This window comes from Bradyrhizobium sp. Crot121, from assembly GCF_059512385.1.
The window spans coordinates 278302-293125 of record NZ_JCAMOR010000001.1; the positions used below are offsets into that span (position 1 = coordinate 278302).

The 14824-nt window shown below is 61.0% G+C and carries 17 protein-coding genes and 1 pseudogene; 4 read left to right on the forward strand and 14 right to left on the reverse strand.

Annotated elements, in window-relative coordinates; translation table 11 throughout:
• Positions 1-13: 13 nt before the first annotated feature.
• From AC5ZGW_RS01170 to AC5ZGW_RS01215, 10 genes and pseudogenes are all read right to left on the reverse strand, one after another.
• The gene (locus AC5ZGW_RS01170; RefSeq protein ID WP_165435033.1) at positions 14-466 is read right to left on the reverse strand and encodes a nuclear transport factor 2 family protein; all 453 of its coding nucleotides are present in this window, start codon (positions 464-466) and stop codon (positions 14-16) included.
• A 101-nt stretch (positions 467-567) separates the two neighbouring features.
• Positions 568-1269 (reverse strand): ABC transporter ATP-binding protein, encoded by a 702-nt coding sequence (locus tag AC5ZGW_RS01175; RefSeq protein ID WP_207230923.1) that lies wholly within the window; start codon positions 1267-1269, stop codon positions 568-570.
• 50 nt (positions 1270-1319) lie between these two features.
• Positions 1320-2081 (reverse strand): ABC transporter ATP-binding protein, encoded by a 762-nt coding sequence (locus tag AC5ZGW_RS01180; protein ID WP_130222962.1) that lies wholly within the window; start codon positions 2079-2081, stop codon positions 1320-1322.
• Complete coding sequence (locus AC5ZGW_RS01185; RefSeq protein ID WP_130222964.1) at positions 2078-3016, reverse strand: branched-chain amino acid ABC transporter permease; 939 nt, start codon at positions 3014-3016, stop codon at positions 2078-2080. Before AC5ZGW_RS01185 ends, AC5ZGW_RS01180 begins: the two co-directional genes overlap by 4 nt.
• Positions 3013-3861, reverse strand: coding sequence for a branched-chain amino acid ABC transporter permease (locus tag AC5ZGW_RS01190; protein WP_207230927.1), 849 nt, complete (start codon positions 3859-3861; stop codon positions 3013-3015). Before AC5ZGW_RS01190 ends, AC5ZGW_RS01185 begins: the two co-directional genes overlap by 4 nt.
• A gap of 140 nt (positions 3862-4001) precedes the next feature.
• Positions 4002-5153 carry an ABC transporter substrate-binding protein gene (locus AC5ZGW_RS01195; protein ID WP_130222968.1) on the reverse strand — a complete coding sequence of 384 codons (1152 nt, stop codon included), beginning with the start codon at positions 5151-5153 and terminating at the stop codon, positions 4002-4004.
• Between the two features lie 37 nt (positions 5154-5190).
• Positions 5191-5745: a zinc-binding dehydrogenase gene (locus tag AC5ZGW_RS01200; RefSeq protein ID WP_245474504.1), complete on the reverse strand. Its 555-nt coding sequence runs from the start codon at positions 5743-5745 to the stop codon at positions 5191-5193.
• Between the two features lie 87 nt (positions 5746-5832).
• A pseudogene (locus tag AC5ZGW_RS01205) lies at positions 5833-6138 on the reverse strand (alcohol dehydrogenase catalytic domain-containing protein); the annotation flags it as partial.
• Entirely contained in the window at positions 6135-6929 is a 795-nt protein-coding gene (locus tag AC5ZGW_RS01210) for an SDR family NAD(P)-dependent oxidoreductase (RefSeq protein ID WP_130222972.1), read from the reverse strand. The pseudogene AC5ZGW_RS01205 and the gene AC5ZGW_RS01210, both read right to left, overlap by 4 nt.
• Positions 6930-6931: 2 nt before the next feature.
• Entirely contained in the window at positions 6932-8653 is a 1722-nt protein-coding gene (locus AC5ZGW_RS01215) for a thiamine pyrophosphate-binding protein (RefSeq protein WP_130222974.1), read from the reverse strand.
• Between the two features lie 179 nt (positions 8654-8832).
• Between AC5ZGW_RS01215 and AC5ZGW_RS01220 the strand changes: the two genes are divergently transcribed.
• On the forward strand, positions 8833-9519 hold the full coding sequence (locus AC5ZGW_RS01220; RefSeq protein ID WP_283813233.1) for a TetR/AcrR family transcriptional regulator: 687 nt from the start codon (positions 8833-8835) through the stop codon (positions 9517-9519).
• A 112-nt stretch (positions 9520-9631) separates the two neighbouring features.
• Here the strand turns inward: AC5ZGW_RS01220 and AC5ZGW_RS01225 are convergent, their stop codons facing one another.
• From AC5ZGW_RS01225 to AC5ZGW_RS01240, 4 genes are read right to left on the reverse strand one after another with little or no spacing between them, the layout of a single operon-like run.
• A complete protein-coding gene (locus tag AC5ZGW_RS01225) occupies positions 9632-9964 on the reverse strand; it encodes a non-heme iron oxygenase ferredoxin subunit (RefSeq protein WP_130222978.1) in 333 nt (110 codons plus the stop codon).
• 11 nt (positions 9965-9975) lie between these two features.
• Entirely contained in the window at positions 9976-10506 is a 531-nt protein-coding gene (locus AC5ZGW_RS01230) for an aromatic-ring-hydroxylating dioxygenase subunit beta (RefSeq protein WP_130222980.1), read from the reverse strand.
• Entirely contained in the window at positions 10499-11908 is a 1410-nt protein-coding gene (locus AC5ZGW_RS01235; protein ID WP_130222982.1) for an aromatic ring-hydroxylating oxygenase subunit alpha, read from the reverse strand. Before AC5ZGW_RS01235 ends, AC5ZGW_RS01230 begins: the two co-directional genes overlap by 8 nt.
• Positions 11866-12648, reverse strand: a complete 783-nt coding sequence (locus tag AC5ZGW_RS01240) for a tripartite tricarboxylate transporter substrate-binding protein (RefSeq protein WP_496113848.1) — start codon at positions 12646-12648, stop codon at positions 11866-11868. The genes AC5ZGW_RS01235 and AC5ZGW_RS01240 overlap by 43 nt, the downstream gene beginning before the upstream one ends.
• Positions 12649-13065: 417 nt before the next feature.
• Here AC5ZGW_RS01240 and AC5ZGW_RS01245 point away from each other — a divergent pair, with 417 nt between their 5' ends.
• The 3 genes from AC5ZGW_RS01245 (at position 13066) to AC5ZGW_RS01255 (ending at position 14807) form a co-directional block, all read left to right on the forward strand.
• Positions 13066-13662 (forward strand): MarR family winged helix-turn-helix transcriptional regulator, encoded by a 597-nt coding sequence (locus tag AC5ZGW_RS01245; RefSeq protein WP_165435037.1) that lies wholly within the window; start codon positions 13066-13068, stop codon positions 13660-13662.
• A 159-nt stretch (positions 13663-13821) separates the two neighbouring features.
• Entirely contained in the window at positions 13822-14544 is a 723-nt protein-coding gene (locus AC5ZGW_RS01250; RefSeq protein ID WP_349645045.1) for a hypothetical protein, read from the forward strand.
• The gene (locus AC5ZGW_RS01255) at positions 14541-14807 is read left to right on the forward strand and encodes an HGGxSTG domain-containing protein (RefSeq protein ID WP_130222986.1); all 267 of its coding nucleotides are present in this window, start codon (positions 14541-14543) and stop codon (positions 14805-14807) included. Before AC5ZGW_RS01250 ends, AC5ZGW_RS01255 begins: the two co-directional genes overlap by 4 nt.
• Positions 14808-14824: the final 17 nt, after the last annotated feature.

The following is a 14824-nucleotide window of genomic DNA, read 5'->3' on the forward strand; positions in this document are numbered from 1 at the left end:
GCTCCTTCGGTTCCTAGATGTGGTCGAGATCGTGAAATGGGGCCTGCTGACCGTCAGGCATCAGGCTTCTGTCGCAGTATTCCGAGCACCTGGCTATTTTGCCATCGTCTGCGATGGCCAATACGGCGCACAGACGAGCACGAAAGGTCTTGCCCGTTGCGACTACTTTGCCTCCGCCGAGGCTCTCGCCGTCGAAGGTCCCCTCACCGACTGCTTGAACCACCACGACAGAATCACCGGCTATGATTCTCTCGGGGACCATTCGAAAGCCGGAAATGGCTCGATGCCAGAGTTGATGATGACGTCTCATGAAGTCGCGGCCGCGACGCAACGCGCCGAAGGCCGTATCCATGTACTCACCATCTTCCCTGAAGAGGCGCGCGAACTCGTCGGCGTCGTGCTTATTCCATCCCTCCACCCAAGACCGGCCGACATTCTCCAGTGTCTGTTTGTCCAATCTGGTCACGCCGAATTTTCTCCCTTTTTCATCATCCTTGGTGCTTGGAGAACGACCTGAGTCCCGCTTTGATGATACGATGGTCGATGTCTATCACCTGAGCCTCTACGCTACATTCCGAGATACGCGCGCTTCACGTCATCGCTTTGCAGCAAGTCGGATCCGGATCCCGACTTGACGATCCGGCCGGTCTCCACGACGTAACCGACGTCGGCGATCGCTAATGCAGCGCGCGCATTCTGCTCGACCAGGAGAATAGTTATGCCATCCTGTCGCAGCCGATCCACCACGCGTAAGATCTCCGCCGCGAGAAGCGGCGCAAGTCCGAGCGACGGTTCATCGAGCAGCAGCAGCTTTGGCTCGCCCATCAGGGCGCGCGCGATCGCAAGCATCTGTTGCTGACCGCCCGAAAGCGTTCCGGCCGGCAACTTGCGCTTCACCTTCAGCACAGGGAAGAGCGAATAGGCCTGCTCCATGCGCTGGTCGATTTGACCGTTCTGCCGGCGATAGGCACCGAGACGGATGTTGTCCTCGACGGACATCGGACCGAAGACTTGGCGTCCCTCCGGAGCCTGGCAGATTCCGAGTGCCACGCGCTTGTGGGACGCAAGCCGCGAGATCTCGGCGCCCTCGAAGCGGATCGTCCCGGTTGCCGCACGATGCACGCCGGAGAGGACGCGCAGGAGCGTCGTCTTGCCGGCGCCGTTGGCACCCACCAGCGCGACCAATTGTCCCCTCGCCACGGAGAAATCGAGTCCATGAAGCGCTTCGATCGGTCCGTATCGAGCTTTGAGCCCGCTAACTTCGAGCAGCGGCTCGTCTTCTGTGGAGGGCATGGCGGATGCCAACTGATGAATAACGCTCATGCGGCAGCTCCGAGATAAGCCGCAATGACCTGCGGATCAGCCCGCACGTCTTCCGGTCGGCCTTCGGCAAGCTTCCTGCCGTAGTCGAGGACCAAAATGCGCGTCGATACCCGCATCACCAGCTTCATGTCGTGCTCGACGAGAACGATGGTCACTCCTGTCGCCGCGATTCGTTCGATTAAGACGGAGATTTCTTCCGTTTCGACGTGATTGAGCCCGGCGGCCGGCTCGTCGAGAAGCAGTATCTGCGGCTTCGCAGCCAGCGCCCGCGCTATTTCAATGCGTTTCAACGCCCCATACGGCATTTGCGATGCCTGCGCTTTCCGGTACTGGGACAAACCAACGAAGGCCATCAGTGCGTCCGCTTCTGCGCGCAAATCCGCATCTTGCTTGCGGATATGCGGCAAATGCAACAGCGCGCTCACGAAGCCTGGATCCAAACGGATATGACCGCCGATCATCACGTTGGAGATGGCGTCCATGTTCATGCATATCTGGAGGTTCTGAAACGTGCGGCTAAGACCCAGTCTGGCGAGCTTGTCCGGCGATCGACCCGAGGTAGGCTCACCTATCATGGTGATGGTGCCCGCAGTAGGTAGATAGATTCCCGAGAGCAAGTTGACGACAGTCGTCTTGCCGGCTCCGTTGGGCCCGATGATCGAGTAAATGGATCCGGGTTCGACCGTGAACGACAGATCGTCGACTGCCGTAACACCGCCGAATCGCTTCGATAGATTTCTGACCTCGAGCGAGTTCATGTCTGGACCCTCGCCACTAGATCGCGCACCGTCGGCACGAGGCCATTGGGCATGAAGATCATAGTTGCGACCAGTATGATGCCGAACACCACTGTCTCGCCGCCCTCGAAGGCTGAAAGAGCTTGCGGAAGCACGGTCAGCATGACCGCGCCGATCAATGAGCCCGCGATAGATGCCATACCGCCCACGATTACCATCGCCATCAGCGTAATCGAACGCACGAAGCCCGCGCTATCGGGCGTCGCGAATTCCAGATAGTGCCCCTCGAGGCTCCCCATGACGCTCGCTACAATGGCGGAAAGTACGAATACCTTTACCTTCACGCTGGTGACGTCGACGCCGGCGACACGGGCGGCTACTTCCGAGCCACGGATCGCCTGTAGGGCACGTCCAGCGGGCGAGTGCACGAGGTTTGTCGCCGCCCAGACGGCGATCAGCAACAGCGTGGAGACCAGAAGATACCAGTTGCGGTCACCTCTCAGTTGCCATTGGCCGATCGCCAATGCCGGAACGGACATGCCGTCCGACCCGCCCGTGTATTGCATCTCGTTGTTGAGCACGATGGAGACGATGATGCCCATGCCGAGCGTTGCCATGGCCAGATGGTGACCCTTCAGGCTCAAGATCGGCCGTGCGATCACGAAGGCCAGGATGCCGGTACCTGCTGCGCCCATTCCAAGCGCGACAAGCGGCGGCAAGCCGGCATGCGTCGTCAAGATCGCGGAAGCGTATGTGCCCAGGCCGAGAAAGCCGGCATGACCAAGACTGATCTGTCCGGTGTAGCCGAACAGCAGGTTCAACCCGATCACGACGACCGCGTTGATGATCGTTCGGATCGCCATATCGTAGACGAAGGCGTTGGGTCCCAGCAGGGGAAAGATCGCGAGCCCAGCAACCAAGACTCCGAGCCCGGCGAAGCGTCGTGAGATATTCATACGCGATCCGAGGTCTTGGCACCGAATAGGCCGTGCGGTGCGAGAAGGAAAAGCAGGATGATCAGGACGAAGGCGACCGCGTCCTTATAGGCGGCGGAAATGTACGCGGCCGTCATCGCCTCGATCACTCCGAGGGCTAATCCGCCCACGACCGCTCCGACCGAACTACCGAGGCCACCGAAGGCGGCGGCGACGAAGCCTTTGAGTCCAAGCATGGTGCCGGCGCTGTAGCTAGTGAAAGTGAGCGGGGCGAGCAGCACGCCCCCGATCGCACCTAGCGCCGCCGAAAGGGCGAACGAAAGCGTCAGCACTCCCATCGTGTTGATGCCAACGAGCTGAGCGGCCAGTGGATTGTGTGAAGTGGCGACCAGAGCCTTGCCGTGCATAGTCGCGTTGAAATACCAGAACAGGGCAATCACGATGACGAGTGAAATCCCCATGATCCAAAGCGCCTGCGGAGCCAGCGCAGCGCCAAGGACATTCAGAGGGCGGTCATCGGAAAGCCCGGGCAAGGCATGGTTCCCCTTGCCTAGCCCGATTTCGACAGCGCCTCGGATTACCTGGCCGGCTCCAAGCGTGATGATTATCAGCGAAGTCATCGAAGTCGTACGTGCCGGTTCAACAGCGAATTTGGCCATAGCGAAGCCGACGAGCGTGGTGAACGCGATAGCGATGGCAAGCGAACTCAACAAGGGAAAGCCGGCTGCGACCAACGCCGAGGCCGTCATCGCGCCCAGCATGATGAATTCACCCTGGGCGAAATTGATCATTCCGCTCGCGTTATAGACGAGGGTGTAGCCGAGAGCCGCGAGTGCGTAGGTCGCCCCCACGGTCAGGCCTGCCAGTAGGAATTGAAGGAATTGCGATAGCTGGTTGCTCCGTAGGCGCTGAAGAGGCGTTCTTCAGCGCGCACACATCGGCCGCTGCGTCGACGCCGCGGCATCCCGTCATCAGAGGATGTCGGCGAGCCGTTTCGCGGATCGGACTAGTTTTCCGGCACGAATTTTCCGTGTTTGACGACGTGCATCCGCAAGGACGTCAACGCGAGACCCAGATAGTCCGTCTCGGACATCGTGAACACGCCATTAAGGCCTGGGAGCTTGCGCGTTTCCTCGATCGCTTGGCGTACCTTTGCCTTGTCGGTCGAGCCTGCACGGCGGATCGCGTCGACTGCGATGACAATGGCGTCGTACGAATTGCCGGCGAATGGCGACGGCGTTTCCTTGTACATCTCCTTGTAGCCGGCGTAGAAGCCGTCGATCACGGGCTTCTGTGGATCGTCGGCTGCGACGCCATCCGGAACGACGAAGCCAGCCGTCGGCATCCGCGCGCCTTCGGAAGCGCTACCCGTCAGGTTCAAGAATTCCTGATTGACGACGGCATGCGGCAGGTAGAGCGGCAGCTTGATATCCAGTCTTGCCTTGTTCTTGACCGCCATCGCCGGACTGGTGCCGGCGCCGCAGAAGATCAACAGAGCTTCAACTCCTGGCGCATTCTTGATCGTCGTTAGCTGCGGTGTAATGTCGGTGTCCTTCGGACCATACTTCTCGTCGGCAACCACCGTGATGCCGTAGCTCGCGGCATTCTCCAGGATTTCCTTGCGGCCGGATTGCCCGAAGCCCGCCGTTTCGGACAGAAGGCCGATCTTCGTGTAGCCCTTCGCCTTCATGTCCTGAAGAATGCGCTGAGCGACCTGACGATCGGTGTGTGGTGTCTTGAACACCCACTTCTTCACGGGATCGACGATCGGCAGCCCTCCGCCGACCGAAATGTAGGGAATCTCAGCCCGTTCGACCAGCGGTATCATTGCCATTGCGCTCGGCGTGATAGTTCCGCCGATGATGAGGTCCACACGGTCCGACTCGATCAACCGCTTGGTCAGTGAGCTCGACCGAGCAGGTTCGGATGCGTCGTCGTACGAGACGAGTTCGACTTTGCGTCCGAGCACCCCGCCGCCATCGTTGATCTTCTTGACATATAGCTCAACGGCCTTCTGTTCGGGATCGCCGATGAAGCCAACGACTCCTGTCGTCGACAGCAGAATGCCGATCTTGATGGGATCGTCCGCCGCGTTTACAGCATGCGACGCGGCAACCACAGCCATCGCCGCTAACAGATTCTTAAACAGTCTCTTCATTTTTCCTTCCCCCGATTGGTTCCGATCTTCCGTCGGCTTAGTCCGCGATGCTGAAGTGCACTTTGACGCTGGCCGGATCTCCGGCTCCCATCAAAAGGGCGGCGAATACGTCCGCACTCCGATGGAATGGAACGGAAGCGATCCAGCGTGTGTCGAGGCTTTTGGCGAGGCCTATCGATTCGACGAACTCGTCGTGCGAGTAGGCGAAGGAGCCTCGTATGGTGCGTTCACCTGCAACCACAGGCCCGCCCGCGACCGCAAATTCGGGAGAATGCAGACCGACCAGGATGGCTGTGCCTCCCGGGCGAATATTTTCGACTGCATTTCGGCGTGTCGTGACGGCGCCGACTGTGTCGAAGGCCGCATCGTAGATGCCTTCCGCCGTCTCAGTGGCGACATCGGCACCGCATTGTAATGCCATGGCCCGCCGCTCAGGGGCGATATCCGTGACGGTAATGTTCGCGACTCCGTTCTCTTTGAGCACGTGAAGCAGCGACATGCCGATCGGTCCGGCACCCAGCACGGCAACGTCGCGCCGCGGCATCGGCGACAGCCGCCACGCGTGCAGCGCCGTCGCGATCGGCTCGACCATTGCGGCCCGCGTCAGGTCTAGCTGGCTTACTTCGACGAGACTAGGCGCCGGGACCAAAACGCTTTCGGCGAACGCGCCATTGCGATGAACACCCAAGACCTGACGCTTCTCGCAGAGATGGCGACACCGCTCGCGGCAGGCACGGCATTCTCCGCAGGACAGGATCGGATTAGCGACGACGAGCGCACCGTCCCGCTGCCTGCGACCGACGAATTCGTGTCCGATGGTCAAGCCGATCGGTAGCGCTGGCCGGCCACTTCGGACCGCACCGAGGTCGGTTCCGCAGACCCCGGCGACCAGGACGTCGACGATCTCCTCGCCTGCGGCCGGTCGCGGCGAAGGAATGTCGGCGAAGCGCACCGAGTGGTCGCCTGCGTAGATTAGCGCCTTCATGAGGCGGTCCTCGGAGCCGACCGGGAAGCCAGGCTGGGATAGCGACGGTTAAGCGCACCGCCGTCGACATAGATTGTATCGCCGGTGATATAGCTTGCTTCATCCGACGCCAGAAACGCCGCAACAGCCGCCACCTCATCGGGCTGACCGGGACGGCCCAGCAAGATATTGTCGACGAACTCGGCGCGAGCCTGTGGCAACGACAGCAGCCGACTGACCATTGGTGTTTCGGTGAGCCCTGGCCCGATCCCAACGACGCGAATTTTGTGCGCTGCCAATTCCATGGCCGCGACTCGCGTCAGCATCGCCGCGCCGGCTTTCGAGGCGCAGTAGGCGGACAGACCTTCACCCGGCTGCTCGGCATTGGTGGAGATGAAGTTCACGATGACTCCGCCGTGCACCTTCATTTGCAGCGCCTGGTATTTGCAGCACAGAAACAATCCGGTGAGATTTACGTCTTGCACGCGCTGCCACTGCTCAAGCGTCTGATCGGTCAGCGCCAAGCTGATTCCGATTCCCGCAGCATTGATGCCGATATCCAGACGTCCGAACGATTTCGCGATTGCATCTGTCGCATTCGCGACGGCGGCCTCACTGACCACATCAGCGGCGAGGGCCAGCCCCTCGCCCTTCAACATACCTACCGTAACTCTGGCTGCGTCCAGGTCGCGATCAACCACCGCAACGCGCGCTCCATCTTGCGATAGTCGGCGCGCGACGGCCTGCCCCATGCCGGATCCCCCGCCGACCACCATTGCGACTCTGCCATCCAAACGAGGGTTAGATGCCATCGTCACACCTCCAAAACATCGGCATAGGGAACGCGCGCTTTGCCTTCGGGACTGCGCAAGCCTTGCGCGGCAAGTCCCATGAAGCGCTGAGTGATCGGGTTCATCACCGGCTTGGTCATTACATTGATGCACGCCGGCCGGTCGGCGGCGAGTGCACGCTTTAAGGCCGGTCCCAGTTCCTCGAAGCTGGTTACGTATTCCGGGTGCGCGCCGAACCCGGCGGCCGCGAGATCGTAGCGCGTCGCGGCAAGGTCCGACGCGACGCGCTTGCCAGGCCCATAGATCAGATCTTGGCCGTGGGCGGACATGCCCCACTGCTGGTCATTGTTGACGACCACTACGACCGGGAGATTGTGACGCACCATCGTGTCGAATTCCGCGAAGTTGAACCCGACGGCACCGTCGCCGCAGAAGCAGATCACGCGCTTGTCGGGATGGGCGACCTGCGCGCCGACGGCGAGCGGCATACCTTCGCCCATGATCCCCATATAGCCATGACCGAGCCAACGATCGGGCTTGCTGCTTGCGGCGAAGGCATCGAACCAGGCCGGCGTTTCGCCACCATCGAGCACAAAGATCGCATCGTCCGGAGCAGCTGAGGCGAGCGTGGAAGCCAACAATGCGGGGGTGAGCCCTTCGCTCGGGCTAGGAGCCGGAGGTCTCGGCGCATGATCCCCTCGGAGGCCGGCCAACCACTCGCGGCGGTCGGGCCACGGGCCATTGCCTGCTTGCGCGATCAGCGCCTCCAGCATTTCCCGGCAGTCGGACACGATGCCGAGCTCCACGCCGCGCACGCGGCCGATCTCTTCAGCCGCAATATCAACTTGAATGATCTTGGCATCAGCCGGAATGACGGACTTGCGGCGGCCTCCGGTGTAGAGACCAAGCCGCGCGCCCAGCAGCAGCACGACATCGGGCTGCCCGGCTCCGCGGGCTGCGGCTGCGCCCAGCGTTCCGAAACCCCGCACCCAGAGAGGATTGTCGGTCGCCAGCGCGCCGCGCGACTTGTTGTTGGTCGCGACGGGGATGCCGGACAAATCTGCAAACCGCGTCAGTAGAGGGCCGCCTCCCGAATAAGCGACGCCGCCACCGGCGAGTATGACGGGACGCTCGGCACTTCGCAGCAATTCGAGCGCGTCCGCCACCGCGGCCGTTGACGGCGCGGGCCGCGATACCCTCGCCTCGCCATCGGGATAAGCGACATCGCTCTCTTCGACCAGAGCGAACAGCACGTCGCTCGGGAGATCGATGTAAACCGGCCCGGGCCGCCCCTCTCGCGCGATGTGGAAAGCCCGCCCGAGGAGGTCTGGCAACCTCTCGACATGCGTGACACGATGAGACCATTTGGTGATGCCCCCCATCACCGATAACTGGTCGTAGCCGCTGTTGACCGGCAGCGCGTCGAAGTCTCGCAATGGCGGCGCCCCTCCGAGAAACACGCTTGCGACGCAGTCGGAATAGGCATTGGCGACCGCCGTGACCACGTTCGTGATGCCACCACCTGCGGTAACCATTGCCACACCGACCTTTCCGGTCGTTCGCGCATATCCGGTCGCGGCAATCCCCGCCGCCTGTTCGTGTCGATGATCGATGATGCGGAAGCCTTCCGCCACCGCCGCCTGATAGACGCAGTCGAGGTGACCGCCATGCAGCGTGAAGATGGTGTCGACGCCGAACCGCTTCAGCGTTGCGACCAAAGCCTGCCCACCATCAATTTGAGCCACCGCGAGCCTCCCATCGTTCTTTTTGGACGGCCGCACCGACCGCCGAAGCTTTCGAAAAACTATCTGAACGCGTTCAATAATGTCAATCACAAAAATGAACGCGTTTATTTATTTGGGCACGGCTTGTTGCGGCAAGGCTTCCTCACCGGATAAAAGAGGCAGCACATCCAGAGGTTCACTTGAGCAAGACACGTCCAGCGAAGCTTGCGAAGGCCCGGCGAGAGCCGCGAGCCCGCGCCAACACGAACAAGGCTAGGAACGAGCTCCGAGCGGCCTTCATCAAAGCAGGTCGTAAGCTTTTGGCTGATCGGGGATCAAAAAACGTGTCGCTGCGCAGTATCGCGGCAGCAGCCGGCTATTCGCCCGGAACGATCTACCAATACTTTGACGATCATCGCGCGCTGCTGCTTGCAATCCGCGAAGAGGACATGCTGTCGGCCGTAGTCGCCTTCGAGGGAATCGCCGCGAGCGAGCCAGACCCCGAGCAGCGGGTGATCAAAGTCTTCCTTGGAGTAGCGCGGTACTGGCTCGACAATTTCGACCATTATCAAATGCTGTTCTCTCTTCCGCCACACAAGATTGCGGTCAAGGACGCAACGGGAGTTCCCTTCGGACGCTCTGCGATCGTGGCACGCTCCTATTCTCTTTACGATCGAATAGTCAGGGATCTGCTCGCCGGCTGCGGCTCCTCCTCGCTCGACGCCAAGTGCGCGGTTGACAGCCTGATCGCGGCCGTACACGGCATCGTCGCGTTTCCGATTTACACGCGCACGATGAATTGGACAGACCCGTTGAAAATGACGGAATTCGTCGTCACTTCCCTTATCGACTCGTGGCGGCGGCCGCCTTGTCAGGATCGCGCATAATGCAGCCGCAAAATGCCTTGTGGGCTTGGACAAGCGAAGCGGCGTTGCGAGATAGATAATAGGTACCTTCGCCAAGTCCGCTATTCTCGTCCACTTTCTCCGACGCGAACTCTTAGCTTGGGATCAACACCTCGACATTGGTGCCGACTACGCGAGTCATGAACGTTTCAAGGTCCACTTCGGCGGGGCTGCTCAGCGCTTCTCCCGTCCGTATATCGAAGCGAGCGTTGTGAAGCGGGCACTCGATCTCGCAGCCATCCATCAAGCCATCGGCGAGCAGCGCCGAGGCATGCGTGCAGATATTCGACGTCGCGTAGTATGTTCCGTCAACCAAATAGACCGCGATCTCATGCTGCCCCACACTGCAGGCAGCGGGCGCGTCTACCGCAACATCCGTCATCGCTACTGCCACGCACCACGTGCCGTTCGTCGTTTCGACGGTCATGTAAACGCCTCCTAGATGCTGTAGAAATCGACGACGGTTGGAATGCAGTCGTTCATGATGACAATCTTCTTGCGAGCGATGCGGTAGCCCTCGGGGCTGCGAACCAGCGTATGCTCGTAGACCCCGAAATGCAGATGCTGCCGCCGCGTTCGCGGATCGAACACGTGCGTTGTCCAAGAGGACCGCGCCTCGACGAAAGATTCGTCCCGCTCCGACAACACTGTGTTCGTAATAACGTGCAGGGTACGAGGTAACGGCAATGCCGTGATCGACTTGCGCGACTGGATGCGGCCGATCCGCTCCTGCAACTGGGCTCGGGAGGTGTGATAGATGAAGGATATCTGGGTATCCGGGTCGGTCACCAGGTCGTATTCGTTGAGCCACGACGGCACCCAGAACACGGCATCGGCGCGGTAGAGCTCGGCCCAGGCGTCCCAGGCCTTGTCGTCGAGAAGATGCGCCTCGACGAACAACAGCCGCTCCACCTCGGCATGATCGTGAAGTGATGCCGAACGATGATTGAGGGGCGCAGCGTCAGGCATTGTTCGCCCCCTTGGTCGCGAGTTCCAGCAACCGGCGCCATTCCCGGTAGCCCGAATGGAAGTTGGTTTCACCGCCGAAGCCGGGTTTACCGAATGCGTACTCTTGCGGCGAGATGCCAAGCTCGCTCACGTGATCGCCGGCCACCCCCATGGGTTCAAGACCTCTCAAATGCCCAAGCGTGTCACCGGCCTGCGCCGCGTATCCGGTCTGGCAGAATTCGTACATCACGTTGTCGTCGGAGGTCGCAAGCCCGCTTGGATTGAAGAAATCCTCGTATGCCCTGATACGGAAACGACGCGCATCGGCGCTCTCGCCGACCGGTGCCAGGCAATGCGAGGTCATCTCCGTCTTGTCGACCGACAGCGGCCTCCATGTGCGCAGCTGCGCGGAGCTGATGTCGATGATCTGCAAATTTGGAAAGATGGTAAGGTTGCGCTGCCGCAGCATCCACTTCAATCTGATGTCGCCGACCCGGCTCTTTACTTCAGCCAGGCCTGCCGGATCTGCAGCCAGCGCACGCCCGTAGCGCATCTGTCGCTTGATCGACCAGTTGACCGCGTGGCCGTTCTTGAAATTGAAGCTCCCTTGTCCCTCAACTTCGTCCGGCTTCTCGCTCGTGAATCCGACGGTATCGCCGGATTTGACGCGTTGCGCCAGGATATCGACGTATGAACTGTGCGTCGATGCGAAATGATAATAGTCGAGGCCGTTCTCGAACTGCAGCTTCCAGTTGGCGTCGAAAGTGTAAGTGATGTCGCCGGGCACGAACTCGAGCTGGCCTACGGGGCTTTGGTCGGCAACGAGGTCGATAAATGTCCTGGCGTCATCGAGGTATTCCGGCAGCGACGGCACGTCGGCCGACAGGCTGGCGAAAACGAGTCCGCGGTAGCTGTCCAGCCGCGCGACCGGAACGAGGTCGCGATCAGCTCCGTCGAAGCCGGCGGGGTACTGACCATCCTCCCGGTCGGTCACCGCGATATTCTTGCCTGCGCTGTCGTAAGCCCATCCGTGATAGCGACAGACATGGAACTTCTGCCGCCCTCGCTTAAAAGGGCAAACGACGGTGGCGCGGTGTCGGCAGGTGTTCAGAAAGCATCCGATCCTGCCCTCCCCGTCGCGCATCAGCAATACCGGCTGACGGCCGATAAAGGTGGTGACGTAGTCGTGCGGGCGCGGAATCTGGGACTCGAGGCCCACGAACGACCATGTCGCCTCGAAGATGTGCTTCATCTCCAGATCGAAGATCTCCACATCGGTAAAGGCATCGCGCGATACATGAAACGCCTTGTCCGCGGGACGGTCATCGACGAGGCATTCGGGACGATGGTGAACAGTCATTGTCGGCTCCTTTTCGTCGGTCAGTTCAGCCGAATGTTGGCGTCGGAGGCGATCTTCTTCCATTTGTCGATTTCACCGACCACGAAGCGATCGAAGTCCTGCGGGGTCGAACCGACCGGCTGCATGCCGAAAGCCTCGGCCTTGGCAGCGAAGCCCGGCGACTTGACGAACGCAATCAGGTCGCTCGACAAGGCGTTGACTGCCAGGTCCGGAGTCTTGGCCGGCACCACCAGCCCGAACATCGAGTTCGCCTCGTAGCCGGGATAGGTCTCGCCGATGCAGGCATACTGCGGCGCATTGGGAATGCGAGTGGCGTTGGTGACGCCCAGGACTTTGATGGTCTTCTCCCGCACGTGCTGCTGTACGGAATGCCACACGTCGAACATCAACGGCACGCGGTTGGCGAGGACGTCGGTGAGGGCGTTTGCGCTCCCGTTGTAGGGAACGTGCAGCATCTTGATATCGGCCATCTTCTGCAACAGTTCGGCTGCCATATGAGTAGCGGTCGCCGGCCCCGGCGTGGCGTAGGCCAGCGGCTCATTCTGCGTACGGGCGGCTTTCACCAGGCCGGGAATGTCGTCGGCCGGGAACGAGGGATTGGCCACGACCACCATATGGGCCTCGGCCAGTTGGGTAAGCCCGCGCAGGTCGCGCACGGTGTCGAACGGCATCTGGGCGCGCACCGCAGGATTGATGACATGGGCGGTGATGACCACGCCGATGGTGTGTCCGTCCGGAGCCGACTTGGCGACGGTGTCCGTACCGATCAAGGTGCCCGCGCCCGGCTTGTTCTCGACGATCACGGGTACGGACCATTTCGCGGCCATTGCATCGCTAATGATTCGAGCGATGACGTCGGTCGGCCCGCCAGCCGTGAATGGCACGATGAAACGGACGTTGTGCGAAGGAAATCGATCCTGCGCCGATGCCTTGGCGCCGGAAAACCCGGCGAAAGCCGACATTGCAGCGAGAAGCCGTCGACGGTCTATCATACTGTTCCTCACCTTCGGGCCGTCACGCGGCCGCGTACGCCCTCTCGGTCGGGGCACTTCGCGAGGCACCATAGTTGCTTTTACACCTATTGCAAGAATGACCGATCCGGTACGTTGAGCCGTCAGGCCAGCAGAACCCGGGACATGGTCTCGCGGCCGCTCCAAGGCGCAGACAGAAAATTGGCGATAGTCATGGCAAAAGCGAAGAAGTCCTCTGCGACAAGTACGATGAAGCGGAAGTCGAGGGACCTCAGGCCGTCGATCGATCACGATAGGCGCGTCATCGACTTCGACCGTTACATTCCCACTGTCGTTTCGCGCCTCATGACCCGCTTGAGGGCATCGGCCCAGATCTTTTTCGATGAACGGTTCGGGATAACGCGGCTGGACTGGCGGATCATATCGTTTCTTGCGGCAAAGGGGCCTTCGAGCGCCTACGATATCTGGACCCTTGGAAGTCTGGACAAGGCCGCCGTCAGCCGCGCGCTTCGCGTTCTGTCCGACCGCAAGATCGTCACGATCAAGAACGTGTCCGGAAGCTCTCGGCGGCGGACCGTCATTGCCTTGACGCGTCAAGGCCAAGAACTCAACGATCGATGTTTCGTCGAGATCGTGAAGCGACACGACAGGCTGCTCGGAGGCCTTAGTCGAAAGCAGATTGAGGACTTCATCCTCACCGCTCAGCATTTGGAGAGCCGCATCGCCTTCATGGACAAGGATGATGAATGTCCCTCCTCGAATTTCGACGTGACCAAGGAGCCCGAATATCGAAAACAACCCCATGCAAAGGTGCAGGCGGCAGCTAGCGCTCGAATGGCAACTTGACACGTCGGGCAAATCAGGGGCATTCCTTCATCATCCCGCAATCTTGTAAACGCCTGTCGCCCCGCAATAGCGGGCGTGTCGGTTGCGACCTGCGGTCCAGGAATCCTCACCCGCATCCTCACGCACAATTGAAATTGCACCGGCTCCGCGCGGCGAACGATGGCCTCGCGCGTGGCCGAACCGCGCGCGCTTGCCGCGCACCTGCCAGGGAGTCTCGACATGAACACCGCCCCAAGCCTCGCCATGCCAACGGCGATCGCCGCAACCGACCCGGCCAAAACTGCCGCAGCCCCGCGGATAAGGCTCTCGTCGCACGGATTCTCCATCGACCATCCCGATCCGGAGCTCGGCGAACAGCTGATGGCGAACGCGCTGGGGGCGACCGATCGCGATGCGATGGGTGGCATCCTCCGGCAATTGGTCAGGGCCAGCGTGAGCGACGGAAGCCCCGACGAGGTCACCCTGTCCTTCATGATTTCAATGATGAAGAGCATTCGCCCAAGGGATTCCATCGAGGCTATGCTGGTGGCGCAGATGGTTTCGGTTCATGTGATGGCGATGCGATGCGCCCATCACCTCGCCAGTGCCGACGACCTCGCCCAGCACGACAGCGCCGCGCGCGCCTTGGGCAGGCTCGCCCGCACCTTTCCCGCCCAGATCGATGCGCTGAGCCGCTACCGCAGCCATGGCGAGCCCGCCATCACCGTGCAGAACGTGAAGGTGGAGGACGGCGGCAACGCCATTGTCGGCAACGTCACGCAGCACGCGAGCGTGATCGTTTCCGACAAGAACCTGGCCTCCGCCGCGCGGAAGGCGCCGAAAGCCTCGGGCGCCAAGCGAGGGCAAGCTTCCGCTGATGCCAAGCGCGACGCACAGCCATGAGCGATCACATCAGAAATACCGGCCCGATGCTGGCGAGCCCACGATGTGGCTCCAAAACCCGTTGCGGCGGCGCGTGCCTCTCGCCGGCGGTGCACGGCAAAAAACGCTGCCGCATGCACGGCGGCGCACCGGGTTCCGGCGCGCCAAAGGCAAACCAGAACGCGCGCAAGCACGGCCTGTTCACCAGGGATGCGATCGCCGAGCGAAGGCGGATTCAGGCGTTGTTGGGTGACGCGCGGAAGCTGCTGGAGGAGATGAAGTGACTTGCAGGCGACGATTC